The organism is Umezawaea tangerina, from assembly GCF_003002815.1.
Lineage (GTDB): Bacteria > Actinomycetota > Actinomycetes > Mycobacteriales > Pseudonocardiaceae > Umezawaea > Umezawaea tangerina.
In genome coordinates this window covers 344,444-369,034 of sequence record NZ_PVTF01000005.1, presented here as the reverse complement: position 1 = coordinate 369,034, position 24,591 = coordinate 344,444, and the positions used below count along the sequence as shown (strand labels likewise).

26 protein-coding genes are annotated in these 24,591 nt (G+C 70.8%); 15 read left to right on the top strand and 11 right to left on the bottom strand.

Features of this window, described 5'->3' with window-relative positions:
• Nucleotides 1-25: 25 nt before the first annotated feature.
• Nucleotides 26-460, bottom strand: coding sequence for a MarR family winged helix-turn-helix transcriptional regulator (locus tag CLV43_RS19190; protein WP_106188577.1), 435 nt, complete (start codon nt 458-460; stop codon nt 26-28).
• Between CLV43_RS19190 and CLV43_RS19185 the strand changes: the two genes are divergently transcribed.
• Nucleotides 425-1,279 (top strand): SDR family oxidoreductase, encoded by an 855-nt coding sequence (locus CLV43_RS19185; protein WP_245886681.1) that lies wholly within the window; start codon nt 425-427, stop codon nt 1,277-1,279. The two genes, CLV43_RS19190 and CLV43_RS19185, sit on opposite strands and share 36 nt — an antisense overlap.
• A gap of 37 nt (nt 1,280-1,316) precedes the next feature.
• On the top strand, nt 1,317-2,438 hold the full coding sequence (locus CLV43_RS19180) for an agarase (RefSeq protein ID WP_106188575.1): 1,122 nt from the start codon (nt 1,317-1,319) through the stop codon (nt 2,436-2,438).
• Here CLV43_RS19180 and CLV43_RS19175 read toward each other — a convergent pair.
• The gene (locus CLV43_RS19175) at nt 2,413-3,225 is read right to left on the bottom strand and encodes an SGNH/GDSL hydrolase family protein (protein WP_106188574.1); all 813 of its coding nucleotides are present in this window, start codon (nt 3,223-3,225) and stop codon (nt 2,413-2,415) included. The genes CLV43_RS19180 and CLV43_RS19175 overlap by 26 nt on opposite strands.
• A gap of 484 nt (nt 3,226-3,709) precedes the next feature.
• Here CLV43_RS19175 and CLV43_RS19170 point away from each other — a divergent pair, with 484 nt between their 5' ends.
• Nucleotides 3,710-4,489, top strand: coding sequence for a winged helix-turn-helix domain-containing protein (locus tag CLV43_RS19170; protein WP_106188573.1), 780 nt, complete (start codon nt 3,710-3,712; stop codon nt 4,487-4,489).
• A gap of 31 nt (nt 4,490-4,520) precedes the next feature.
• Here CLV43_RS19170 and CLV43_RS19165 read toward each other — a convergent pair whose 3' ends face one another.
• Nucleotides 4,521-6,320 carry a CocE/NonD family hydrolase gene (locus tag CLV43_RS19165; protein WP_170155906.1) on the bottom strand — a complete coding sequence of 600 codons (1,800 nt, stop codon included), beginning with the start codon at nt 6,318-6,320 and terminating at the stop codon, nt 4,521-4,523.
• A 279-nt stretch (nt 6,321-6,599) separates the two neighbouring features.
• On the opposite strand from CLV43_RS19165, the gene CLV43_RS19160 reads away from it, so the two are divergent.
• Nucleotides 6,600-7,229 carry a nuclear transport factor 2 family protein gene (locus CLV43_RS19160; protein WP_106188820.1) on the top strand — a complete coding sequence of 210 codons (630 nt, stop codon included), beginning with the start codon at nt 6,600-6,602 and terminating at the stop codon, nt 7,227-7,229.
• A gap of 93 nt (nt 7,230-7,322) precedes the next feature.
• A complete protein-coding gene (locus CLV43_RS19155; RefSeq protein ID WP_211304417.1) occupies nt 7,323-7,955 on the top strand; it encodes a TetR/AcrR family transcriptional regulator in 633 nt (210 codons plus the stop codon).
• A 22-nt stretch (nt 7,956-7,977) separates the two neighbouring features.
• On the opposite strand, the gene CLV43_RS19150 is transcribed toward CLV43_RS19155, so the two are convergent.
• Complete coding sequence (locus CLV43_RS19150) at nt 7,978-8,502, bottom strand: SRPBCC family protein (RefSeq protein WP_106188570.1); 525 nt, start codon at nt 8,500-8,502, stop codon at nt 7,978-7,980.
• Nucleotides 8,503-8,680: 178 nt separating this feature from the next.
• On the opposite strand from CLV43_RS19150, the gene CLV43_RS19145 reads away from it, so the two are divergent.
• Nucleotides 8,681-9,289 carry a TetR/AcrR family transcriptional regulator gene (locus CLV43_RS19145; RefSeq protein ID WP_106188569.1) on the top strand — a complete coding sequence of 203 codons (609 nt, stop codon included), beginning with the start codon at nt 8,681-8,683 and terminating at the stop codon, nt 9,287-9,289.
• Nucleotides 9,290-9,339: 50 nt separating this feature from the next.
• Here the strand turns inward: CLV43_RS19145 and CLV43_RS19140 are convergent, their stop codons facing one another.
• Nucleotides 9,340-9,921 (bottom strand): HSP18 transcriptional regulator, encoded by a 582-nt coding sequence (locus CLV43_RS19140; RefSeq protein ID WP_106188568.1) that lies wholly within the window; start codon nt 9,919-9,921, stop codon nt 9,340-9,342.
• Nucleotides 9,922-10,023: 102 nt separating this feature from the next.
• Between CLV43_RS19140 and CLV43_RS19135 the strand changes: the two genes are divergently transcribed.
• Entirely contained in the window at nt 10,024-10,467 is a 444-nt protein-coding gene (locus tag CLV43_RS19135) for an Hsp20/alpha crystallin family protein (protein ID WP_106188567.1), read from the top strand.
• Between the two features lie 282 nt (nt 10,468-10,749).
• On the opposite strand, the gene CLV43_RS19130 is transcribed toward CLV43_RS19135, so the two are convergent.
• Nucleotides 10,750-11,472 carry a DJ-1/PfpI family protein gene (locus CLV43_RS19130; RefSeq protein ID WP_245886679.1) on the bottom strand — a complete coding sequence of 241 codons (723 nt, stop codon included), beginning with the start codon at nt 11,470-11,472 and terminating at the stop codon, nt 10,750-10,752.
• A gap of 70 nt (nt 11,473-11,542) precedes the next feature.
• Here CLV43_RS19130 and CLV43_RS19125 point away from each other — a divergent pair, with 70 nt between their 5' ends.
• On the top strand, nt 11,543-12,529 hold the full coding sequence (locus CLV43_RS19125; protein ID WP_106188566.1) for a GlxA family transcriptional regulator: 987 nt from the start codon (nt 11,543-11,545) through the stop codon (nt 12,527-12,529).
• A 154-nt stretch (nt 12,530-12,683) separates the two neighbouring features.
• Here the strand turns inward: CLV43_RS19125 and CLV43_RS19120 are convergent, their stop codons facing one another.
• Complete coding sequence (locus tag CLV43_RS19120; RefSeq protein WP_106188565.1) at nt 12,684-13,295, bottom strand: TetR/AcrR family transcriptional regulator; 612 nt, start codon at nt 13,293-13,295, stop codon at nt 12,684-12,686.
• A gap of 92 nt (nt 13,296-13,387) precedes the next feature.
• Between CLV43_RS19120 and CLV43_RS19115 the strand changes: the two genes are divergently transcribed.
• Nucleotides 13,388-14,560, top strand: coding sequence for an alpha/beta hydrolase family protein (locus tag CLV43_RS19115; protein ID WP_106188564.1), 1,173 nt, complete (start codon nt 13,388-13,390; stop codon nt 14,558-14,560).
• A gap of 77 nt (nt 14,561-14,637) precedes the next feature.
• Here the strand turns inward: CLV43_RS19115 and CLV43_RS19110 are convergent, their stop codons facing one another.
• Nucleotides 14,638-15,297, bottom strand: coding sequence for a response regulator (locus CLV43_RS19110; RefSeq protein ID WP_106188563.1), 660 nt, complete (start codon nt 15,295-15,297; stop codon nt 14,638-14,640).
• Nucleotides 15,298-15,303: 6 nt separating this feature from the next.
• The gene (locus CLV43_RS19105; RefSeq protein WP_146174807.1) at nt 15,304-16,458 is read right to left on the bottom strand and encodes a sensor histidine kinase; all 1,155 of its coding nucleotides are present in this window, start codon (nt 16,456-16,458) and stop codon (nt 15,304-15,306) included.
• Nucleotides 16,459-16,578: 120 nt separating this feature from the next.
• On the opposite strand from CLV43_RS19105, the gene CLV43_RS19100 reads away from it, so the two are divergent.
• Together CLV43_RS19100 and CLV43_RS19095 are read left to right on the top strand one after the other, a co-directional pair.
• Nucleotides 16,579-17,322 carry an ABC transporter ATP-binding protein gene (locus CLV43_RS19100; protein WP_106188818.1) on the top strand — a complete coding sequence of 248 codons (744 nt, stop codon included), beginning with the start codon at nt 16,579-16,581 and terminating at the stop codon, nt 17,320-17,322.
• The gene (locus tag CLV43_RS19095; protein ID WP_106188561.1) at nt 17,322-19,781 is read left to right on the top strand and encodes an ABC transporter permease; all 2,460 of its coding nucleotides are present in this window, start codon (nt 17,322-17,324) and stop codon (nt 19,779-19,781) included. The genes CLV43_RS19100 and CLV43_RS19095 overlap by 1 nt, the downstream gene beginning before the upstream one ends.
• Before the next feature lie 111 nt (nt 19,782-19,892).
• On the opposite strand, the gene CLV43_RS19090 is transcribed toward CLV43_RS19095, so the two are convergent.
• Nucleotides 19,893-20,864: an NAD(P)-dependent alcohol dehydrogenase gene (locus CLV43_RS19090; RefSeq protein ID WP_106188560.1), complete on the bottom strand. Its 972-nt coding sequence runs from the start codon at nt 20,862-20,864 to the stop codon at nt 19,893-19,895.
• Between the two features lie 213 nt (nt 20,865-21,077).
• Here CLV43_RS19090 and CLV43_RS19085 point away from each other — a divergent pair, with 213 nt between their 5' ends.
• The 4 genes from CLV43_RS19085 to CLV43_RS19070 are packed head-to-tail and all read left to right on the top strand — an operon-like array spanning nt 21,078 to nt 23,652.
• Nucleotides 21,078-21,500, top strand: a complete 423-nt coding sequence (locus CLV43_RS19085; RefSeq protein WP_106188559.1) for an ester cyclase — start codon at nt 21,078-21,080, stop codon at nt 21,498-21,500.
• Complete coding sequence (locus CLV43_RS19080; protein WP_106188558.1) at nt 21,497-21,967, top strand: DUF1772 domain-containing protein; 471 nt, start codon at nt 21,497-21,499, stop codon at nt 21,965-21,967. The genes CLV43_RS19085 and CLV43_RS19080 overlap by 4 nt, the downstream gene beginning before the upstream one ends.
• Nucleotides 21,968-22,022: 55 nt before the next feature.
• Nucleotides 22,023-22,340, top strand: coding sequence for an NIPSNAP family protein (locus tag CLV43_RS19075; protein WP_106188557.1), 318 nt, complete (start codon nt 22,023-22,025; stop codon nt 22,338-22,340).
• A 43-nt stretch (nt 22,341-22,383) separates the two neighbouring features.
• Nucleotides 22,384-23,652, top strand: a complete 1,269-nt coding sequence (locus CLV43_RS19070; protein WP_106188556.1) for an alpha/beta hydrolase family protein — start codon at nt 22,384-22,386, stop codon at nt 23,650-23,652.
• Here CLV43_RS19070 and CLV43_RS19065 read toward each other — a convergent pair.
• On the bottom strand, nt 23,619-24,581 hold the full coding sequence (locus CLV43_RS19065; RefSeq protein WP_245886676.1) for an AraC family transcriptional regulator: 963 nt from the start codon (nt 24,579-24,581) through the stop codon (nt 23,619-23,621). The genes CLV43_RS19070 and CLV43_RS19065 overlap by 34 nt on opposite strands.
• Nucleotides 24,582-24,591 lie beyond the last annotated feature (10 nt).

Sequence of the window (24,591 nt, the reverse complement as noted above, 5' to 3'; positions counted from 1 at the left end):
TCGACGATCCCGCGTGTTCGGTGCCTCAGGCCGGTGGTCGTCCGAGCGCGCGGACGGCCGTCCAGAACTGCGTCGCGACGTCGGAGTCCACGCGGTCGAGGAGTGCTCGGCGTACCGCTTCGGCGTGTGCGCGCCGCGCGGCGCGGGCGAGCTCCCTCCCGGAGTCGGTCGGTTCGACCACCGTCGCCGCGACGGTGGTCGTGCGGACGACCAGGTCGCGCTCCTCCATGCGGGACAGCTGGCGGGACAGGCGGCTGCGCGACCAGTCGAGGGCGTCGGCGATGTCCTGCTGCCGGGGTGGCCGTTCGGACTCGACGACCCTGGTCAGCACGGAGAAGTCGGCGCCGGAGAGGCCGGTCGACTCGGCGATCTCCCGGAGCACGTCGTCCCGGACGCGGTCGGTGGCGCGCTTCCAGTCGACCCAATGGCGCATCTCGTCGTCGGTCAGCGGTCGGCTCATGGCCGGATCCTACCGACGTGTTTACATGGAAACACAAGGCGCTATGCTGTTTACATGGAAACAGTCAAGACCGTCTTGATCACGGGAGGAAGCCGGGGCATCGGACTCGGACTCGCGCGGCGCTACCTCGACAGCGGTGCGCGCGTGCTGGTGACAGGTCGATCCACGGCCTCGCTCGCCCAGGCGGCCGCGCGAGGTGTGGAGACGGTCGTCAGCGACATCGGCGACGCCGCTTCACGTGAAGCGCTGGCGAAGCACGTGTCGGCGGTGATGCCGGAGGTGGACCTGGTGATCAACAACGCGGGGGTCCAGCGCCGGGTGGTCCTGGCCTCCGACGACGCGCCCTGGGAGGAACGGGAAGCGGAGATCCGCGTCCTGCTCAGTGGTCCCGTCCACCTGAACCACCTGCTGATTCCGACGCTGCTGGCTCATGGCAGGCCCGCGACGATCGTGAACGTCACCTCGGGCGGTGCCTATGTACCGCAACCGTTCGCGCCGCTCTACAGCGCGGCCAAGGCGGCGCTGCACAGCTACACCACGAACCTCCGGTTCGCGCTCGCGCACACCGCCGTCCGGGTCGTCGAACTGGTGCCGCCTGCTGTCGCGACCGGGTTGGCGGGGTTGGACAACCCGCACGGCGCCCCCGTGGACGACTTCGTCGACGTGGCCTACGCCGGTATCAACAGGGGTGACCGGGAAGTCGGTTACGGCCCGACGGCCACCGCCGAGTTCACCCAACGGCTTCAGCGGGAGCATCAGGTGTTCACCGCTCAAGCCGGGCGCTTCCCGGTAGCGTCCTACGCCGCGGAGGTTGCCTGATGTCCGCCGGAGGAAACCGCCACGAGGGCGTGGTTTCGTGATCCCACAGGCGTTCCGGGTCGTCAAGGAGTCCGACCGCTGGTCGCTCGTCGACCCGGAGGGGGCCAGGTTCATCAGCGTCGGTGTGACCCATGCCGACGAGACCAACCTGATGTACCCGCACAACCTGGACATCTGGCGCCGGCGGTACGGGGGCAAGCAGGCCTGGCTCCGCGACGGGCTCGAGGCGGACCTGCGCGCGTGGGGTTTCACCACGATCGGCGCCACCGAGGAGGTCGTCACCGGTCGGGAGCTCGCGGTGGGCGGCGGACTGGTCGACATCGCGCACACGACGGGGTGGGCGCCGGGTGACTACCTGTTGGCCGACCTGCCCTACTTCGTCCCGCTGCGGCCCCTCGAGATCGAAAGCTGGAACGCCTTCCCCGCGTACCGCGACCCGCGCGGCCCCGACTTCGCGGAGTACTGCGACTACCTGGCCCGCAAGCACGTCCTCCCGCACGTCGGCAGCAAGGGCCTCGTCGGATACCTGTTCACCGACGCGCCTCGCTGGACCGGGCACCCCGCGGGCGCCGGCTTCGACACGTCCGACGGGTTGTACGAGGTGGCCGAGGCCTACTACCGGACCCTGTCGGAGGCGATCCGCCGCCACGACCCCGACCACCTCGTCTTCGGCGACCGGTACGGCATGGTCGCGGGGATGCCGGAACCGGTGATCGCCGCCGCCTCGCCCCACGTCGACGCCTGGGCCGTCCAGGTCTTCACCGGCGCCGGCGCCGACCGCCTCGCCGCGGCCGTCGACGTCCTCGACCAGCTCCACGACACGACCGGCAAGCCGATCCTGATCGCGGACACCGGCAACTGGTGCGCCACCCCGACCAGCCCCCACCGCGCTTCCGACATCCCCGACCAGCGCACGCGTGCGAAGCACTACATCGAGACCATCGGCAGGTACGCCGAACACCCCTGGCTGCTCGGCTGGCACTGGTGCGGCTACCTCGAGAACCCCTCCCGCGGTGTGGGGATGAAGGACCCGTACGACGAGCCCTACCGCGACTTCGTCGAGCCGGTGGCCGAGTTCAACCACGACCTGACCCGGCGGCTCGGACACGGCGCACCGTCACCGGTGCTGTCGCCTAGACCAGGTCGGTCTGGATGGTGAGCAGGTAGGTGTACACACCGGCGTGGCCGTCGTGGTTCGGGTGGAAGATCTCGCTGTAGTGGCTGAGGTCGACCCCGTTGATCCAGGGCGCGGTGCCGCACGCCTGGTGGTCGGCGAAGGCCGGGCGGACGTCGACGAAGGTCACGCCCGCGTCGCCCGCGGCGGACCTGATCCCGTCGGAGGTCTGGTCTGCGGCGTAGTTGAGCCACTGGCGCTTGGTCGCGCTCGGCGTGATCGCGCCGCAGCTGCCGGTGCCGGGGTCGACGAGGCGGGGGTAGCCCAGCACGACGACGCGGGCGTTCGGGGCGCGATCCTTGACCTGGGCGTAGAGCGCGCGCAGTTTCGGCGGGACGACCAGCTGCGCCCGCCAGGCGCTGGCGTAGGCGGCGTTGCCGCAGGCGTCGTCGCTGCCCGTGAGGCACGTCGTGACCGAGTCGGTGAAGCCGACGTCGTTCCCGCCGACCGTGATCGTCACGAGCCTCGTCGCGGTGCCGAGTGCGCCCAGCTGCGTGTTCTCCACGTCGGCGATCGTGGCGCCGCTGCAGGTCATGTCCTTGAGGGTGAAGGCGGGGTGGTTCCTCGCCCAGCTCCGCGGATAGCTGTTGGGGCTCTGCTTGCAGGCCCCGCTGTCGGAGTTGTACGGGTAGGCGCCGACACCGGAGGCGTAGGAGTCGCCGATGGCGACGTAGTCGCCGGGGGTGACGGCGGCGTTCGCCGGGATCGCGACGCCGAGAGAGGCGGCGACGGCCGCCACGGCGGCTGTGAACAGGGACGACGCGGTTCGCATGGTTCCCCTCCTGTGTGATTGGGATGTTGTCGCAGCCTATTCGGGAATCGGGCGGCGCAATAACGGAAAGAAACAGTCCGAATATTTTGCGCAAACCGCCGCGGCAACCGATTCCGGCACTCGGGCGTGTAAGGCAGAACTTTCGGAGGTGTGGTCCGTTTTGCCATTTTCCGCGCTGAGTTCATAGCGCAAGCGGACTATCCGGACTGGCCCGTTCGCAGCACTCGCGCTACTCGGGGATCCACTCTCCGTCTCAACCGGCCGATCCGATCTTAACTGTTCACCGACGTGAACTGGGCCGGTCGTGCGGCTTCGCGGGCTTGTCCCCCTGAGGAGCTACAAGCAACTGTCCGCTGACCGGTGACGAACTGCGATCGTCGAGCTCGTAACATTTCGCCTGTTGGGCTTCGGCGGTCGCTCCACGAGGTGTGACGGCCGTTCTGGTCATGGTGTGCACACGCGCCCGTGAGGTGAAAGTAGAAGCATGGGCGATGCGCGTCGCAGAATCGATCCGCAGGATCGTCTACGCCTTGTCCGGTTGATCGACGAGGAAGATTACGATTCGCAGCTGGTGGCCGACGTTCTCGGTGTAGGCCACTCCGTGGTCCAGGATTGGCTGGTCAGGTATCGTCGGGGTGGATCGCACGCCATCACGTCCGGACGGTTCGTGGGTCGCCCCACCTCGCTCGCGGATGAGCAGTTGAGGAAGCTGTACCGGCTCATCAGAGACCGTGATCCGGACGATTTCGGCTTCGACGCGGCGCTGTGGACTCGCGCTGTCGTCCGCCTGCTCGTCCATCGCGAGTTCGGACTGTCGCTGTCCCCGCCCACGGTGTCGAAGGTCCTCGGTGAGCTGGGGTTGCACCCCGCGCGAAGCTCGCCACCCGCGGACGTCCTGGGTGCCATGGCGGTGATTCGTGCGAGATCCGCGAGGGCAGGCGCGAAGCTGTTCTTCGGAAAGGTCTACCGGGTCGACCGCGAGGGGTACCGCGAGGAGGGCTGGCCGGATCACGTTGCCAGCGTGATCGACGGGCGCGGTCAGATCATGTTCCACCTCTTTCCCGAACGGCCTGATCCGGGTCATCTGACCGACTTCGCCAGGAGGGTGGTCGGAGACCTCTCCAAACCCGCTTTCGTCGTCGTGTCCGGCAGTCCGGACTGTGCGGACTCCCTCCGGCGGATCGCCGGAGGGAGTCACGGCCGACTCAGCATCTTCCTTGTTCCGGACAGTCGTGGGGGTGGTGCCGATTTCATGCAGATGTGAGCTTGCCGAAATCGGTGTCGGCGCTCCGGTCCTAGAGGGTGATCGCGGCGCGGCCACCCACCACGGGCACGGTGATGGTGGTCCTGGTCAGGTCGAAGTCGATGGCATCGGCGTCCGGGTCGGGGGTCGTGTCCGAGTTGTAGTTGTCCCCCAACAGGATCAGCGCCACGCGCTGTCCCGCAGGCACCGTGCGGTCCAGCGCGCTCATCTCCCAGCTGATCGTGACCGTCTCACCGGGGACGAGCGGTTCCGGTCGGTAGGAGGAGTTCCGGTTCTTGAGGTCGACGAACCCGTGCGACAGGACCTTGATGCCCTTCACCCCGTCGGTGTAGCTGACGAGGTAGGCCGACAGCGGGGTGCTCCTGGTGTGCGGCCGGACGGTGGCGGTGATGGCCGGTGTGCCGGAGAAGCGGGTGTCGGCCGCGGCGGGCGGCGTGACGGCGAAGATCCGGTAGGGCGGCCCCGGAGCGGGCTGGGTCTTGAGCAGCGGGCCCACCTTGGTGTCGCGGACCATGGGGAAGTCGGCGGTCGCGGACGGCTCGGTGGTGAGCGGTGCGGAACCGCCGGCCATGTCCCCGGCGTACAGCCGCACCGGTAGGGAGGCCGGGTGCGGCCAGGAGGGCGTGACCTCGGCGGGGGACTCGCCTTCCGGGGCGTTCTCGCCCTGCGTGTCCACGGCGGGTTCGCGGTCGACGCCGTTGTCGAGTCCGACCAGCCAGCGGTCCATCCAGCGGCGCAGGGTCCGCTTCCAGTCCTGGTAGCGCCAGCCGTCGGGCCTCGCGCCGTGGTCTCCGTCGAGGACCCAGAGCTTGCGGGGGATGCCGTTGTCCCCCAACGCCTTCCAGAGACCGGCGAACTGCACGGAGTCGACGGTGTTGTCGTCGCGGGCCCAGGTGGAGAGCACGGGCGAGGTGAACCGGTTCATGTCGTGGACGTAGTCGCGCCCGTCCCAGAAGGCGTTGCGATCGCCGGTGTCGGCGTCCTCGCCGGTCACGAGCGAGTCCACGTGGCCTGCGCACACCTGCCTGGCGTCCGGACCCGCGACCATGTCGGCGAGCTCGGAGGTGCGGTGCGGGGTGGCGGTGAGGCCGTTGGAACGGGACCAGGAGTACCAGTCGGTCACCGGTGCGGTGGGGACGATGGCCTTGAGGCCCGGCGCACCGGCGGAGGCGGCGCCGACCTGGAGCGCGCCGTCGTAGGAGTGCCCGTACATGCCGATCGAGCCCGTGCTCCACTCGGCGGTGGCGGGGGAGCCGTCGAGGTGGAAGGCCTTGCCGGAACCGGTGAACCACGCGGTCACCGCGGCGACCGCGGCGATGTCGTGCGGACCGCCCACGTCCGTGCAGCCGGTGGAGCGGCCCGTGCCCTGGACCTGCATCTGCGCCACGGCGTATCCGCGCGGCACGAAGAGGTCGGTCTTGGGATCGCCCTGGATCCTGGTGGAGAACCCCGGCCCCGCACCGAAGGCCTGACCACGGGGGATCCCCTCGTTGTCCGGGTCCTCGAAGCCCTCGTTGTACGGGGTGGCGGTGAGCAGGACCGGCGACTTCAGCCCTTGCTCGCCCTCCCTCGGGCGCATGACGTCCACGTAGACGTGGTCGACGACGCCGTCACCATCGGTGTCCTGCCCCGTCTCGACCGACACGGACTCGACGATCGCGTCGGCGTAGGAGAAGACCGGCTGGGTCTCGTTGTCGACGATGGACAGGGTCGGCGGTCCGGCCGCACCGGCGGCGGAGTGCCCTGGCAGCACCAGGATCAGCGTTGCGGCCAGCGACATCGCCTTGACGTGCGACGCCCGCAGCGGACGTCCTCGGGTCTTCCACGCCATTTTCGAACTCCTGTACTCGGAAGTGCCTGACAAGAACGGGGGCGCGACCGGCATTCGACGGTCGGCGCCTGGTTGCCCGGACACGGGTACACGCGCGGCGCGGAAGGACGGGTGCCCGCGGTCGCTTCGATGTGACTGGGGACACAGCGGGGTTGATCGTGGGTTGGTGGCCGCTCGCGCCATGTCCGCGACCGGGTAATCAAACAAGCGCTTGACAAGGAGTCCCCTCGGGGTCGTAAGGTCAAACAATCATTTGATTTGTTCCTGAAGGGGATGGACATGAGGGTGCACAGCTGGAAGACGACCGCCGTTCTGGCGGTGGCCGCGAGCCTGGCGCTGGTGGTCGGGGTGGCGTCGTCGCAAGCCGCGACCTCCACCGGAGGAACGCGGGTCGACGTCGGTCCGGGTGGGAGCGACCTGGCCAAGTTGCCGCTCACCGACCGCGACCTGACCGATCGCGAGAAGGTCAACCTCGCGGTGGTCCTGCGCGCCTACCGCGTGGCGGAGGGCAACAGCCTGGACGTCCCGGCGTACGTCGAGGGCTTCACCAAGGACGGGGTTTTCAACGACATGGTCGCGGGGCGGACCTACCGGGGCAAGGCGGTGGGTGACGTGCTCACCACCATGGCCGGCATCTACCCCGACGTCCACCGCGACCTGCGGAAGATCACCGTGGACGGCGACGTGGTGGCCGTCGAGCTGTCGATCCAGGGCACGTTCACCGGGACGCTGCCGACGCCCGCGGGCGACCTCAAGGGGAACGGTGCGAAGATCGATGTGCCGACCGCCGACTTCTGGTACCTGCGCAACGGCAAGATCGAGAAGTTCGACTGCTTCGTCGGGTTCACCGCCATGTACAGCCAGATCGGCGTGACCATCGACTGGGAAGCGGCGGTCGGCGGTCGCTGAGGCGTTCCCGGTTCGCGTGCCGGTCGCGTCCGCGGCGCCATGAAGTCAATCACTTGTTCGACTTTGTGTCGAGCAAGTGATTGACTTCGGGTCATGGGCACGGGAAGGTCCGATCTGCGCCGTGAGAACGGTCAGCGCACGCGACAAGAACTGCTGACGGCCACCATGGAGCTCCTCTCGCAACGCGGCCAGGAAGGCGTGACGCTCCGCGAGATCACCGAGAACGCCGGAGCCAACGTCGCCGCCGTGAGCTACCACTTCGGGTCGTTGAAGACGCTGTGCGACTCGGCGGTCGAACACGCGCTGGAACGGTACCTGGACGCGCAGTTCCAAGCTGTCGCCCATCTCGACCCCACCTCGACACTGGAAGAGCTGGCCGCGGCGTTCGCCCGTCCGATGGTGCTCGCGTTCGCGGCGGGCGGGCAGGACCTGGTGGTCATGCGGACCGTCGCGCGCGCCGGGATCGACCCACCGCAGGGGTGGGAGCGCCTGAACGGCAAGTTCGAGGAGGGCCGCCGGACCGTTCTCCGGGTGCTGAGCGCACAGCTTCCGGAGGTGGACGAGGAGGAGCTGGTCTTCCGGACGCGGTGCGCGGCGGGCATGCTGAACTGGCTCGCCCTGGCACCCATCGGCACCGAGTTGGCGACGCGGCCCGTCGAGCAGATCGAGCGGCTGCTGAACCCCGTGGTGGCCGGGGCGTTCCACGGGTACTCGCACACCGGCTGACCGGTCCCAAGGGTGGTCGTCATCACGCGGCCCCATCGGCTGGGGCACCGGTTCGTGGAGGCGGGCCCGCCGCGGACACGCGGGCCAGGCCGTCGACCCAGAGCTGGTGCTGGCGAAGCATCCTGGGGCGGAAGAGGGGGCGGCTCAGCCGGGCCATCCGCCCGCGTTGGGTCTCCTCGGTGATGATCGTGGTTCCACCACCCCCGTCGGCTCGCAGCAGCCAGGCGTGGTGGCCGGTCGAGCCCGCGCCCGATCCGGTCCACGCCAACCGTTCGAACGGTTCGAACTCGGTGACCGTCGTCGTCACCGTCGTGCCGAAGGTCGACCAGCGGAACCGCGATCCCAGGCCCAACCGGGGCCACGGCCCGTCGAGGTGCTCGATCCGCTTGGCGTTGTCGTAGAAGTGGTGCCACAGATCGGGGCGGGTCACCCACTCCCAGACCTGCTGGGGGCTCGCACTCGTCACGCCCCGGTTCACCGCGTGGATGTCGGCGCCCGCGGGTTCGTGCGCCCTGGGCCAGGTGACGTACGTCTGGTCGGTGTTCATGCCCGTCCTTCTTCCTCGGGGTGTGTGCGACGCATGCCTTGGGGGAGTGGGCGAAGCAGGGGCGGGTAATCCGGCTGCTTTACGGTCACGAGGAAACTGTTAACGAAGTCGGGCAGGTTGTCAACGTTCTTCGGCGCGTTGTCGTCCACGCGGTCCACACGGCGGTTAGGGTTGTCCGGTGGCCACCAGTGACACCTCGAAACCGCTGCGCGGCGCCCAAGCGCGTCAGGCCGTCCTCGACGCCGCGGGTGACGCGTTCCTCGCCGACGGGCTCCGCAAGACCTCGATCGAGTCCATCGCCCGTGCGGCCGGTGTCTCCCGGCCGACCGTCTACGCGCACTTCGCCGACAAGGAGGACATCTTCCGCACGATCGTCGCGAAGTTGCACGACGAGCAGTTCACCGCGATGCGGGCCGCGACCACCTCCGACGGCCCGGTCGCCGGACGTCTCCACGCCGCCCTGCTGGCCCGCTTCGCGCCCTTCGTCGCGCTCACCTCGTCCTCCGAGCACGGTGCGGAACTGCTCGACGAGAACAGCCGCGTCTGCGGCGACATCACCCGCGCCTCGCGGACGCGGTCGCTGCGCGTGCTCGAGCAGGTGCTGAAGGACGGCGAACGCGACGGCGAGCTCGACCTGGCCGCACTGGACCTCACCGCCGCACAGGCGGCACGCGTGGTCTACGACGCGGCGCGCGGCGCCAAGGAAGACGCCTCCGTCACCCCCGCTGCCTTCCGACGCAGCCTGCAACGGCTGGTCGACGTGTTGCTGCGCGGGCTCGCGCGCTGACGCCGACCAGCTCCCTCGGTACGGCCGTACCACCGGGTTCCGGGGCGCGGCTACGTCGGCAGGTCGTTGCCGGGGGTGGCCTGGTCGCGTTGGGTCTGGGTGTCGCGGCGGACGCGGTCGGTGTGTTCGCCGACCGTTCCGATGCGGTCGGCCAGTGCGGGGTGGGTGGTGCGGAGGTGGGCCTGGGCTCCCGCCAGTGGGCCGAGCAGGGCCGCGGGGTCGTCCTGGGCGAGTGCGCGGTGCACCGTGGGATCGAGCTCGCCGATCTGGCCCGCGAGGGTGCGCAGGATGGCGGAGTTGTCCCGAGCCCACTGGGACACTGCGCGGTCGCCCGCGCGCCGGTCGCGTTCGGCTTGGACGCGTTGTTCGCCGGTGGACCCGGCGATGTCGGAGGTGCGCAGCCTGAGGTAGCGGCGCTCGGCCGCTTGGCGGCTCGCGACGCCGAGGGCGGGGGCGAGGTCCGCCCAGCTGGTGCCGAGGTGGCGTGCGGCGGCGATCAGCTGGGGTTCCCAGTCGGCCAGTTCGGCGCGGAGCTCGCGGATCAGGGTCAGTGCCGCCAGGACCTGGCCGGGGGAGAGGTCGTGGGAGGAGCCGACGGCGTTGCGGAGGGTCTCGTAGTCACCGGAGGGCATGTTGTCATCCTTTCGATGACTTGAGTGTTGTCATCGTTTGGACGACATGATAGAACAGTGGTGCGCGTTGACGACAGTCGAAAACACACGAGGAGGTGCCGGATGTTGATGCGCACGGACCCTTTCCGGGAGTTGGACCGGGTGGCGCAGCAGGTGTTCAACGGGTCGGGAACGTGGTCGAGGCCGACGGCGATGCCGATGGACGCCTACCGCGCGGGGGACGAGTACGTGGTGGCGTTCGACCTGCCCGGTGTGTCGCCGGACGCCATCGAACTGGACGTGGAACGCAACGTGCTGACGGTGAAGGCCGAGAGGCGCCCGACTCCCACTGGTGACGGGGTGGAGATGCAGGTGGCGGAGCGTCCGTCGGGTGTCTTCTCCCGGCAGCTCTTCCTCGGTGACACCCTCGACTCCGAACGCATCGAGGCGGGGTACGACGCGGGTGTGCTGACCCTGCGCATCCCCGTCCTGGAGAAGGCCAAGCCCCGCAGGATCGCCATCACGGCCACCGACGAGAAGCACGAGGTCCGGCAGATCGACGCCTGACGCCGTCGCGGCGAGGCCGGGTTCGACGCACAGGTGTCGAACCCGGCCGCCGGGAAGCGCTCCGGGTTGGTGCTTGGTCGAATGCCGTGCGGGGCGCATGGGCGGTCTACTGGTGCCGTTCCCGCGTGTGGTGGCCGAATGGGGCGCGGAGTTCTTTTCGGTCGAGCGCGGGACGGACGTGGCCGACCACGAGGACGTCGCTTGTTGTCCGGATTTACGCGGTCGTGAAATGCACTCGACCCGAATGATGGGCGGTGCGCTCTTCCGGTCGGGTGGCAGCGGCTATTTCGCCATCGTGGCCGATCGCTTTTCGAGTACGCGGGACACCGCATCGCCGAATTTCTCGTCGAACCGGGACGCGAACCGGTCGAACAGGGCGACCACCGCGGGTCCTGCCCCTTCCGGTGAACCCGCGTCGAACGGTGGTTTCGGGTCGTACTCCATGGCGAGCTGGGACAGCTTCGCGGACTCCTCGCCGAGGACGTGGGCGATGAGGGTGAGGCCGAAGTCGATTCCGGCGGTGACGCCTCCGCCGGAGAGCCTGTTCCGGTCGACGCACACCCGCTCGGTCGACACCTCGACACCGAGTCGTGCCAGGTGGTCGCGGGTGGCCCAGTGCGTTGCGGAGCGGTAGCCGTCGAGCAGTCCGGCCGCCGCGAGGACGAGCGACCCGTTGCAGACGGACGTGATGTAGGACGCCGTGGCGCCGCGGTCGACGAGGAAGGCGATGGCCTTCTCGTCGAGCATCACCTCGTCCACGCCTCCTCCCGGCACGAACAGGATGTCCGGCCGGGCCGGGCAGTCGTCGAACGTGGTGGTCGGCGTGATGGTGAAACCGGAGTCGGTGAGCACCGGTCGGAGTGCTCCGGCGACGAGGTGGATCTCCATTCCCGCGCAGGTGAACGCCGTGTGCGGTCCGATGAAGTCCAATGCGGTGTGACCGTCGAAGAGGAGCATGGCGACGACGAGCGGGCGTTCGGCGAAAATCGATTTGTCGAAGCTCATGGGGAAACGGTAGCGATCAGCGCGTACATGATCGAGTGGCTGCTTTGCCAACATGTGCTATTTTTCTGCCATGCCGGGTCGTGCGCGGACACCCACGGCGGTCGCCAACGTCGCTGTGCTCGTCCTGGAGGGTGTGGTGACCTTCGACCTCGGCGTCCCGCTGCTGGTGTTCGGCGTCCTGCCCGAGCACTACAAGCACACCCTGTGCGCGTCCCGGCCCGGCACGGTGTCCAGCTCCGACGGCTACTCCCTGAACGTCGATCGCGGACTCGACGAACTGGCCCGAGCGGACATCGTGGTCGTCCCCGGCTACGACCTGGACCGGCCGGTTCCGGACGCCACCCTGCGGGCGCTGCGCCAAGCCCACGCCCGCGGCGCCCGGATGGTGTCCATCTGCTCCGGCGTCTTCGCACTGGCCGAGGCGGGTCTGCTCGACGGGTTGACGGTCACCACGCACTGGCGGGCCGCCGACCTGTTGGCCCGCAGGCATCCGGAGGTCACCGTGGACCCGGACGTCCTCTACCTCGACCACGGTCGGATCCTGACCTCCGCGGGCGCGTCCGCGGGGCTCGACCTCTGCCTGCACGTCGTCCGCCGCGACCACGGCGCCGTCGTCGCCAACACCGCGGCGCGGTTCGCCGTCGCCGCGCCCTACCGCGCGGGCGGACAGGCCCAGTACATCAAGAGGGCGGTCCCGAAGACGTCCGGCCGCTCTCTCGCGCGCACCCGTGAGTGGGCGCTGCGCCACCTCGGCGAGGAGCTGTCGGTTCCCCGACTGGCCAAGCACGCGGCCATGTCCGAGCGCACGTTCGCCCGCCGCTTCGTGGAGGAGGCTGGTGTGTCGCCGACCCAGTGGCTGCTGGCCGCCCGGATCGACCTGGCCAAGCAGCTCCTCGAGTCCGGCGACACCGGCATCGATGAGATCGCCCGGCGCGTCGGTCTCGGCACCACCGCCAACTTCCGCACCCGTTTCCGCAACGCCATCGGCACCAGCCCGACCGCCTACCGCCGGACCTTCGGCGACCAGGACGGCAGGGCTTCCCGCACACCGGGCTGAGTCCACTGGCCTGATCCCGTTGCGGCACAACACGAACACTGTGGGCGGTCGCGCAGTGGTCCACGAGCGCGGCCCGTCCAGGAGGAAGGTCACTTCCGGATCGACGCGCATCCGGCCCGGCCCGGTTTTTTCCCGGCCCGCGGCCTGGCGCGGCTCAGGACGCCGCCTTCAGGGCCGCCTCGACCGCGTGCGTCAGCGAATCCAGGTACTCCTCACCGCTGGAACCCTTCACCACGAGCATCCGGAACGCGAGCGGGGCGATCAGCAGGTCGGTGCCGAGCTCCAGGTCCAGATCGGGCGGTAGTTCGCCGCGGGAGATCGCGTTCCGCAGGACCGCGTGGGCCGCGGCCCGGCGTGGTGCGGCCACCTCGGTCCGCAGCACCTCGGCGAGGGTGGTGTCGTGGGAGGCCTCGGCGAGCAGGCCGGTGCCGACCTGCGTGACCAGCGGGTGGGCCAACTGGTCGCGGTAGGTCGCGAACAGCTCCCTCAGGTCGGTGCGCAGGGTGCCGGTGTCGGGCAGCGGCGGCAGTGACCCGGCGACCTTGCCGCGGATCAGGTCGGCCAGCATCGCCTGCTTCGACGACCACCGCCGGTAGAGCGCGGCCTTGCCGACGCCCGCCCGCCGGGCCACCGCGTCCATCGACGTCCGCGCGTACCCCGTCTCGGCCAGTTCGGCGAAGGCCGCCTCGGTGATCGCGTCGGTCACCTGCCGCCGCAACACGGCCCCGCCGGTCACCTGCCGTGCGCTCTCTTCACCCTTGGACATCTCCCGAGCTTAGCGAACGGAACGGTTGCGTTCCATCTCAGGTGCTGATAGAACGGAACGGTGGCGTTCCACCAGCAATCGGGAGGTATCCGATGAAGTTCCTCTTCGACGACGAGTCCTTCTCCTTCGAGGCGTTGCGCGCCGCGGGGTACATCGCCTACGCGGGCGCCGACCTGGGCGAGGTCCTGGTCACCTGCCGGCAGATCCCCGAGGGTGACGAAGCGGCCTGGTCGGCCCGGTGGGCCGCGACCGCCGCGCGCGTCGAGGGCATCGGGCGCGACGCCCTGGCGGCCGGGCACCGGGTCAGCGCCCGCGAGGCGCTGCTGCGCGCCTCGAACTACTACCGGGTCGCCGACTTCTACCGCCGCGACGACCCCGCCCACGACGAGGAGTCCACGCGGTTGGCCGCGGCCTCCCGGCAGACCTTCGCCGACGCCGCCCCGCTGCTCGACACCCCGGCCCGCGCCGTGCGCATCCCCTACGAGGGCACCACGCTGCCCGGTTACCTGTTCCTCGTCGACGACTCGGGCGTGCCGCGGCCCACCGTGCTGTTCCACGGCGGGTTCGACTCCACGCTGGAGGAGAGCTACCCGGCGATCGCCGCGGGGGCGCTGCGCCGCGGCTACAACGTCCTGGCCTTCGACGGGCCCGGTCAGGGCGCACCGCTGCGCGACCAGGGGCTGACCTTCCGGCACGACTGGGAAGCCGTGGTCACCCCCGCCGTCGACCTCGCGCTGTCCCTGCCGGAGGTGGACGGCGAGCGGCTCGTGCTGATCGGCATGAGCATGGGCGGCTACCTCGCCGCGCGTGCGGCCGCGTTCGAGCACCGCATCGCCGCCTGCGTGCTCTACGACGGCATCTACGACCTGCACGAGCCCTTCACCGCCGTCGCCGGGCTCGCCGCGTCGGCGGAAGGGGGCCTCGACGCGTTGACCGCGCACAACACCCAGGCCCGGTGGGTGGTGCGCAACGGGAGGTGGACCTTCGGGGTGTCCACTTTCGACGAGGTGGTCGACGCCACCAAGGCCTACACCGTGGCGGGCGTCGCCGACCGGATCACCTGCCCGACGCTCGTGCTCGACGCCGAGAACGACCAGTTCTTCGCAGGCCAGCCCCAACGCGTGCTCGACGAGCTGACCTGCGAGAAGGAGCTGGTCCTGTTCCGCGAGGACGAGGGCGCCGGTGAGCACTGCCACGAAGGCGCGCTGTTCCTCTTCCACCAGCGCACGTTCGACTGGCTCGACACCGCCCTGGCAGCCGCCTGATCAACGGGGACCCGTGACGGGCGAAAGGTCCGCGCGGCGCAACGGCCCCGGCGCGAGCACGCGGGGCCGGTCCCCGGCTAGGAGCACAACCCCGTCCGCCACGCCCAGGCGGCGATCTCCACCCGGTTGCGCACGGCCAGCTTCCGCTGCACGTTCGCCAGGTGGGTCTTGACCGTCGCCTGGGTCACGAACAGGTTCTCGGCGACCTCGCTGTTCGTCTTCCCCCGCGCCACCTGCCGGACCACGTCGAGCTCGCGGTCGGTCAACGGCTCGCTCGGCGCCGACTCCGGGGTGGTCGTGTCCGAGCGGTCCAGCGCGAAGTGCGACAGCAGCCGGGTGGTGACCGTCGGCGCGATCAGCGTCGCACCGGCCGAGGCCGCGCGCACCGCCTCGACGAGCAGCGCCGGTGACATGTCCTTGAGCAGGAACCCGCAGGCCCCGTTGCGCAGCGCGCGGTAGACGTACTCGTCCAGGTCGAAGGTCGTGGCGATCAGGACGTTCACCGGGTTCAGGACCCCCGGCCCGGCCAGCAGCCTGGTCGCCTCCAGGCCGTCGAGCCGGGGCATCCGGATGTCGAGCAGGCACACGTCGGGACGCAGCCGCCGGGCCTCGTCGACCGCCGCCCTGCCGTCCTCCACGGAGGCGCAGACCTCGATGTCGGGCTGGGAGTCCAGGATCATCCGGAACGCCGAGCGCATCATCTCCTGGTCGTCGGCGATCAGCACGCGGATGCTCATGACGGGTCATCCTCGCAGAGCCGTCGCGAGCGGCAGGACCGCCGTCACGCGCCAGCCCCTGTCGACGGGCCCCGCGGTGAGGGTGCCGCCCGCTGCCTCGACGCGTTCGGTCAGGCCCACCAGTCCGAAGCCCGCGCCGGAGGTGTCCGATGTGGACGCGCAGTCGTCGGTCACCACGACCTCCAGGAGTCCTCCCGGCAGCGTCGTGGCCCGGACCTCCACCGCCGTGGCGCCGCCCGCGTGGCGCAGGACGTTCGTGAGCGACTCCTGGACGACGTGGCGGACCGCGTCGGCCACGGCGGGGGCCAGGTGCGTCGTCGCGAGGTCGTCGTCGATGTCGGTGGTGATCGGCGGACCCGTGAAGTGGCCGACCGGCTCCGCGACCGCCTCGCCCAGCGTGGTGCGGGCGGGTGCCGGGTCGTCGTCCCGCAGCACGGAGATCATGCCGCGCATCGACGTGAGGGCCTTTTCCCCCGCCCTCTCGATCCCGGCCAGCACCTCGTCCAGGTGCTCCGGCCCCGGTGGCCGGCCCGCCGTCGAGACGAAGCGGACGGCCTGCGCCTGCGCGACCATCGCCGTCACGTGGTGGGCGACGAAGTCGTGCAGGTCCCGCGCGTAGGCGAGCCGCTGCGCCTGCTTGGCGAGCTCTCCGGCGTCGGCGCGGCGCTGGTCGTGCAGCCGCAGGTACATCCCGAGCAGGACGACGAACATCATCCCCATCGCGAGGATCACCAGGGCGTAGTCCAGCTGTGGCCGTTCGAGCGTGAAGCACCGGGTCGGCAGCGACACGACCGCGAGGCACAGCAGCGGGACCACCAGGGCCGAGCGGCTCGGCCGCAGCTCGATGACCGACCGCGTGGTCAGCCAGACCAGCGCGCCGGTCTCGACCACCCCGAAGGTGTTGTCCAGACCGTGGGGCAGCACCCGGCACAGCAGGGTGAACGCGATCGAGGCGGCCGCCACCTCCGCCACCACCAGCGCCCGCACCGAGGGCATCGCGAGCGCCACCAGCGAGAGCAGGCCGGTGACCACCAGCCCGGCACCGGTCGCCGCGGTCTCCGCGCTCACCCCCTCGAACACGACCACCGCGGTGGCGACGAGCAGGCCGAGTCCCGCGGACAGGCGCTGCGTCCAGGACAACCTTCCGATCTCCGCCAGCATGACCGCCACGGTAGGGCAGGCCCGCGCGCACGGGCCTCATCCCTTCGGTTGAGGGGCCCCGAGGCCGTTCGTCAGTTCGGTTGAGCCGCCCGGCACCCCGCGGCCGCCAGCATGGCGATCATGAACGAACACACGGTGGCCGAGGCGGATCGGCTCGGCAAGGTCTACGGCGACGGGGACGCCGCGGTCGTCGCGCTGGACGGGGTGTCGGCCCGCTTCGGGCGCGGGGAGTTCACCGCGATCATGGGCCCGTCCGGCTCCGGCAAGTCGACGTTCCTGCACTGCCTCGCCGGACTCGACGAGCCCACCTCGGGAACGGCGAGGATCGCGGGCACCGACCTGGGCTCGCTGGACGACGAGGACCTCACGCGCGTGCGGCGCGAGCAGATCGGGTTCGTGTTCCAGTCCTTCAACCTGCTCCCCACGCTGACCGCGTGGGAGAACATCGTCCTGCCGCTGTCGCTGTCCGGCCGCACGCCGGAGAAGGCCTGGGCGGACCAGGTCGTCGCCGCGGTGGGCCTGGAGGACCGGCTCGGCCACCGCCCCGCGCAGCTCTCCGGCGGGCAGCAGCAACGCGTCGCCTGCGCGCGGGCGCTGATCACCCGGCCGGAGATCATCGCCGCCGACGAGCCGACCGGGAACCTGGACTCGCGGTCCGGGGCGCAGATCCTCGGCCTGTTCCGGCGCTGCGCCCGCGAGTGGCGGCAGACCGTCCTGATGGTCACGCACGACCCGCTGGCCGCGGGCTACGCCGACCGCGTCCTCTTCCTGGCCGACGGCAGGCTGGTGGACGAGATGCGGCAGCCGACACCGGACCTGGTGCTGGAGCGCATGCGCCGGTTCGAGCCGCAGGAGGTGCGCTGATGCCGCGCAACGCCATCCGGTCGGTCCTCGCGCACAAGGCGCGGTTCCTGCTGTCCGCGGCGGCGGTGGTCCTCAGCGTCGCCTTCGTCGTCGGGACCCTGCTCTACGGGGACGCGGTCACGACCTCGTTCAACCGGGCCCAGGCCCGCGCCCAGTCCGACGTGGCGGTCAAGGTGGAGCCCGACCTGCGCTCCACGAAGCTCGACGACGACGTCGTCGCGCGGCTCCGAGGACTCCCCGGCGTCGCCCAGGTGCGGCCGATCGCCGACGGCTACGCCTTCCTCGTCACGAAGAGCGGGGAGGTCGCCGGACGGCCCGAACGCGCGGGCGGCACCAGCTTCGACCCCGGCCGCCACCGGCTCGGTGCCGGGCAGGCGCCGGTGGGCGAGGACCAGGTCGCGCTCGACGAGCTGACCGCCTCCCGCACGGGCTACCGGGCCGGTGACCGGGTCCGGGTGATCGTGAACGGCGTGGTGCACCCGGTGGAGGTCACCGGCGTCTTCGCCGCGGACGACCCCCGGCTCGCCGCGGGCGGCTCGCTCGTCGCCTTCGACCTCAGGACGGCGAGCGAGCGGTTCTCGCCCACGCCCGGCGGGTACACGGCCGTCGACCTCATCGCCGCGCCCGGCGTCGGCCAGGAGTCGATCGCCAAGAGCGTCCGCGGCGTCCTGCCTCCGGGTTTCGCCGTCGAGACGGGGAACTCCCTCAACACCGTCCGCGGCGACGACAAGCTCACGTCGATCCTGCTGCTGTTCGCGGGCGTGGCGCTGTTCGTCGCGGTGTTCCTCGTGGCCAACACCTTCACCATGCTCGCCACGGCGCGTGCCAGGGAGAACGCGCTGCTGCGCGCGGTCGGCGCGTCACGGCGGCACGTGCTCAGGAGCGTGCTCGCGGAGGCCGTGGTGCTCGGCCTCGTCGCGACGGTGCTCGGCTACGCGCTCGGAATCGGTGTCGCCGCGGTGTTGAACAGCGCCTTCTCCGTGCTCAACGGCCCGGAGGTGCCGCTGCGGGTGTTCGGCCTCGGCGCGCTGGGGGCCGCCTTGGGCGTCGGCGTCGGTGTCACGACGGTCGCCGCGTACGTCCCGGCCAGGCGCGCCGCGGCCGTCCCGCCGATCGCGGCCCTGCGCACCGGGCTCGCGCCGACGACGAAGTCGTTGCGCCGCAGGAACATCCTCGGCGCGGTGCTGTTCCTGCTCGGAGCCGCGGTCACCGCGGCGGCGATCGACAGCCAGGACCTGATCTACCTCGGCGCACCGCTGCTCATGCTCGGCCTGATCGTGCTCACGCCGTGGCTGGCCGCGGGCTTCACGAAGGTGCTGCGCGGCCCGCTGACCCGGTTGCGCGGGATGCCGGGGACCCTGGCCGTGGAGAACGCCCGCCGCAACCCGCGCCGCACCGCGGCGACCGCCACGACGCTGATGATCGGGCTGTCCGTCTGCGCCGCGGTCACGGTGGGGATCTCCTCGGCGGCGGCCAAGGACGAGGACGACGCCCGCACCGGCGACAACGCGGACGTCCAGATCACCACGATCCCCTTCTCGGACCTCAGCTCCGGCACCGTCGCCGATGTCGCGAAGGTCCCCGGCGTCCGCGCGGTCAGCCCGCTCACACCGGTGGCGATCGACCTGGGGGAGCGCAGGTTCCTCAGCGTGACCGCCGTGGACGCGGCGAGCGTGCGGGACTTCCTCCCGCTGACGGTCCGGAAGGGCTCGCTCGACGACCTGGACAAGGGCATCGCCGTCTCGACGGCCACGGCCGACCGGTACGACCTCGGGGTCGGGTCGCAGGTCACCGGGGCGATGCGGTCGGTGGGGGCGCAGGACAAGCCCGTGACCCTGCCGGTCGTGGCGACCTACGACGTCCCGGAGTCCTCCGGGCAGGCGGCGCTCGTCCCGGTCCGGCTCGCCCCGGACACCGCCTCGCCGCAGACGATCCTCGTGAAGGCCGCGGCCGGGCAGGATCCGGTCCAGCTGCGCGAACGGCTCCAGAAGTCCCTCGACAACCCCGTCCTGACGGTGCGGACCAAGGCGGAGGCGGCGGAGGCGGCGAGCAGTGCGGCGCAGTCGTTCCTGACCATCCTCTACGCGCTGCTCAGCGTGTCCGTGCTGATCGGGGCGCTGGGCGTGGTGAACACCATGACGATGTCCACTGTGGAACGGGTGCGCGAGATCGGCCTGCTGCGCGCGGTCGGCTTGAGCCGCAAGCTGGTCAGGTCGGTGCTGCGGCTGGAGTCGGTGGTCATCGCGCTGCTCGGTGCGGGCCTGGGTCTGCTCGCGGGCACCGGCCTCGGCGTGGTGGGAGTGCTCAGCCAGGACGGGATTCCCGTGGTGGTGGCGTGGGGGCAGCTGGGGGTGTTCGTCGTCCTCACGGTGGTGATCGGGGTCCTGGCGTCGTTCGGGCCCGCCAGGACGGCGTCCCGCACGCCGATCCTGACCGCCATCCACGCGGACACCGAGTAGGCGGGCGTGCCCTCGACGGCGGCGTGCGCGTGGAACGCCGGTGACGCGCACGCCGTTCGTCCAAGGCGTTCCACCGGGCCGGGAGCCGGTCGGCCGGCACCCGGCCCTCGCTCACCTCCGCTGTCCGGCGACCGGCCGGGTCGAGATGACGTACTTGCCCCGCACCCCACCCGCTTCGAGGCGCCGGTGGGACTCGGCCACCTCCGCCATCGGGAACACCGTGTCGACGATCGGCCGGACCGCTCCCGACTCCACGTACCGCGTGAGCTCGGCGATCCTCTCGGCGGACGGGTTGTTGCTGAACACCTTCACCCGTCGCCGGTCGGTCACGCCGACCCAGGCGGAGTAGGCCAACGACCTGCCCAGGTGGTCCGCGTCGAGCGCGAGCGGCACCATGCGGCCGTGCCGGGTGAGCACCCTGCGGTAGGCGCCGAGGTTCGTGCCGACGTTGTCGAGCACGACGTCGAACCGGCCGAGCTCCTCGGGGGCCGTCACGCGGTAGTCGAACGCCGCGTCGGCGCCCAGGTCCCGGATCCAGTCGAGGTCCCGCCCGCTCACCAGCGCCGTGACGTGCGCCCCGAGGGCTTTGCCGAGCTGCACCGCCACGGAGCCCACGCCACCGCTGGCGCCGCGGACGAGCAGCCGTTCACCCCGCCGCAGACCTGCCTTGTGCACCAGAGCGGTGACGGCGGTGGTCCCCACCGACGGAAGGGCGGCGGCCTCGACGAGATCGACGTTGGCCGGTGCGGCGGCCAGGCGTTGTGCGGGGACGACGACGTGGTCGGCGACGCTGCCGAACCTCCGGTACGGCATGAGACCCCACACCGCCGCGCCGACGGCCAACCCGTCGACACCGGTGCCGACGGACGCGACGCGCCCCGCGAAGTCGTTGCCGGTCCCCTGCGGGAAGCGGTGCGGGAGGACCCGACGCAGCTTCCCGGCCCGGAACGCGGTCTCCCCACCCCCGACGCTCGCACCGTGGACCTCGACCAGCACCTCACCAGGGCCTGCCTCGGGGGTGGCGACCTCGTTGAGGTGGAGCACCTCGGGAGGTCCGAACCGGTCGAACTGGATCGCGCGCATGGAACTGCCCTTCGACCTAAGTGGCGCGGCACGCCACTTTGCTTTCGCCACGATATGGCGGGGGCCGCCATTTATCAAGGAGGGTGAACGGCCGTTCACGGCGATCGTCGGACTTAGCAACGCTAGAAGTTGTAGCGACGCTATTGACGAGCGCGGGCCGGAGGGCTAGCGTTGCTAGCACTAGCAGTGCTAACCACTGGAAGGGCAACGCTCATGACCACGGTCGAACACCCGCTCGCCGACCTGTTCGTCGAGATGGTCAACACCCACGACCCGGACCTGGTGGACCGGTTCATCGCCGAGGACTACCTCAACCACAACGCCGTCGTCGCCGACGGCCGCGAGGCCAACCGCCGGTTCTGGGCCGCGTTCTTCACCGGCCTGCCCGACGTGGCCGTCACCAGGGAGGACCTGGTCGTCTCCGGTGACCGGGTCGTGGGCCGCTTCACCTACCGCGGGACCCACACCGGCGACCTGCTGGGCATCCCGGCCGGCGGCGCCGCCGTGGAGATGCGCACCATCGACATCTGGCGCGTGCGGGACGGCCTGTTCGTCGAGCACTGGGACGAGCTCAACCTCATGGAGGTCTACCAGCAGGTCGGTGTCCTGCCGCGGCTCGGCGGGGCCGAGGCGTGACCACGTTCTCGCACGTGGCCGCGCTCGTGGCGGTCCTGGCCACCGGGGTCGTCTACGGCACGGACGTGTTCTGCGCGCTCGTGCAACGTCCTGCGCTCGCACGGGTCGACGACGCCGCGCTCACGGCGGTCATGGGCAACCTCCACCGCGTCGCCGACCGGCGGATGGTCGTCCCCGGAGTGCTGGGCGTCATCGCCGCGGCCGCGGCCTCCGTGCCGGCGGCGGTGGCGGGCCGCACCGTCGAAGCGGCGACGGCGGGAGCGGCGTTCCTGCTCCTGGTGGTCTGGGTGCTGCTCTACCTGCGCGTCAGCGCGCCGATCAACCGCAGGCTCACCGCGGCCGCCGACGCGGGCGACACCCCGGCCGATGCCCGTGCGCTGCAAGCGGCCTGGGACCGGGTCATCGTCCCGAGGGCCGTGCTGCAGGGCCTGGCCGTCCTGGCACTGGGCGCGAGCCTGCTCTCCTGACCAAGTACCGAAAAACCGAGCACCGAAACCGAACACCGGAAGGACTCCACGAACCATGTACCAGCTCAGGACCTACACGCTGCGCACGGCCGAAGCGCTCCACGACTACGCGACCGTGCACTGGGCGCGGCACATCCCGAGCCTGCGTACCTTCGGCGTCACCACGCACGGGATCTGGACCGACCACAACGCCGACGCGCACCGCCTGATCGCCCTGATCGCCTACCCCGACGGCGCCGACCCCGGCGAGGTCACCGCCGCCTACATGGCCAGCCCCGAGTTCGCGGCGGACATGCGGGGCTTCGACATCGGCGACATCATCGGCGTCGAGGAGCTGCTGCTCGACCCGACCGCCGCGTCACCGCTGTCCTGACCCACTTTCCACGCCCACACCGAGAAGACGAGGTCCACCCGCCATGGCCGGGATTACCCCACCTCCCTACCACGTCCAGTCGACCGCCGGGACCACCCGCGACGGGTTCCCCTACTTCGCGCACCACGACTCGGTCTCGGCGCTGTGGTCGCGCAAGTGGCGTGCGCCCTGCGCGGCCGGGATCTACCCGTTCACCGACGGGAGGGTGGAGGACTTCGAGCCGGTCTTCGCCGAACTGGGCAGGATCTCGGGCGACGACCCCGCGATCCTGCACCGGCCCGACGACTACGCGAAGCCGTTCTTCCCGGTGGCGGACCGGCTGTCCGCCGCCGCGCGGGAAGCCGAGGCGAACGGTCACGCGGCCGAGGCGAGGGACCTGCACCTGCGCGCGGCGGCGGTCCACCGGATCGCCCGGTTCCCCGTCAACCGGTCGCCGTTGGGGCAGGAGGCTTGGGAGAAGGGCAAAGCCGCGTACGAGCGAGGCGGCCGGTTGCTCGACCCGCCGAGCACCCCGGTCGACGTGCCCTTCACGCACGCCGACACGACCGCGGGCGACCTCGATGCCGCCATCCCGGTGTACCTGCGCCTGCCACGGGGCCCCAAACCGGCGGGCGGGTGGCCCGTGCTGCTGTTCATCTGCGGCCTGGACGCCTACCGGACCGACCACACTCCGCGGACGCAGGCGCACGTCGACCGCGGCTTCGCGACGGTCAGCTTCGAGATCCCCGGCACCGGCGACTGCCCCGCGGCGCCCGCCGACCCGACGTCGCCGGACCGGCTGATGAGCAGCGTCCTCGACTGGGTGGCCGACACCGCGGCCGAGCACGGGTTCGACCCCGGAAAGGTCTTCGCCAGGGGCATCAGCACCGGCGGCTACTACGCGTTCCGCGTCGCGCACACCCACGCGGACCGGCTGTCCGCCGTGGTGGCGCAGGGCGGGGGCTGCCACCACATGTTCGACGCCGACTGGATCGGCGCCCAGAACCGGATGGAGTACCCGTTCGCCCTGTCCGACGCGCTGGCCCACAAGTTCGGCTACCGCGACCCCGACCCGGCGGTGGCCGTGGCCCGGTACGCCGCCGAGGCCCGCAAGTTCAGCCTCGTCGACTCCGGTGTGCTCGACGCGCCGTCGTGCCGGATGCTCGTCATCAACGGCATGGAGGACTCGATCTTCCCGATCGAGGACAGCATCATCGTCGCGACCCGCGGCAGCGGCAAGGACCTCGTGGTGCGCGGGGATCGCGGGCACATGGGCAACCCCGGCGCCGAGGACGTCCTCTACGACTGGCTGGACGAGGCGGTCGACGGCTGACGTCCCTCCGGGACCAGGGTGAGCGGGAAACCGGACGGCGGCGGCTCCCACTCGGCGATGTGCTCGTGGTCGGTGCGGCGCTGCCGCCGGTACTCCCCGGCGGGGATCCCGTACTCGCGCTTGAAGGCGTTGGCGAAGGCGTAGGGCGAGCCGTACCCGCTGCGCCGGGCGATGACCGACAGGGGAGCGTCGGTCGTCCGGAGCAGGCGCGCCGCGGTGGTGAGCCGCCACCACGTCAGGTAGGTGAGCGGTGGTAGTCCGACCAGGGAGGCGAACCTGCGGGCGAACGCGGCGCGGGACAACCCCGCCCGCGCCCCCAGGGACTCGACGGTCCACCTGCCGGCGGGGTGTTCGTGCATGGCGCGCAGCGATCGGGAGATCGCCCGGTCCCCGAGGGCGACGCACCACCCGGTGTCCTGGCGTTCGGCGCGTTCGGAGATCCAGGCGCGGAACAGGTGCACGAGGACGACGTCGAGCAGCGCGGGCAGCACCACGTCGTCGCCGGGTGCCTGTTCGGCCAGCTCGTCCCGCAGGAGGGCGATCGACGCCCGGAGACGGGGATGGCGATCGGATCGCGCGGGCAGGTGCACCAGCTCGGGCAGGTCCTGGATGAGCGGGTGGGGACGCGCCTGGTCGAGCTGGTAGGCGCCGCACACCAACTGGGTCGTGCCGTCACCGGCGTTCTCCAGCACGTGTTCCGCACCGTGCGGCAGCAGAACGGCGTCGCCGGGACCCAGCGTGACAGCGGCCGCGTGCGCACTGGTGACGCGGCAACGGCCTGCGGTGACCACGTGGAACCGGGCGCCCCCGAAAGCCGCGAAGTCCATCCTCCACGCCGCTTCCGCCGCCGTCAGCGACGAGTAGGGCCGACCCGCGCGCATCGCGCCGATCACGTCGCTCAGCACGTCCATGCCGACGTCCTCCTCCACCGCCCGGACG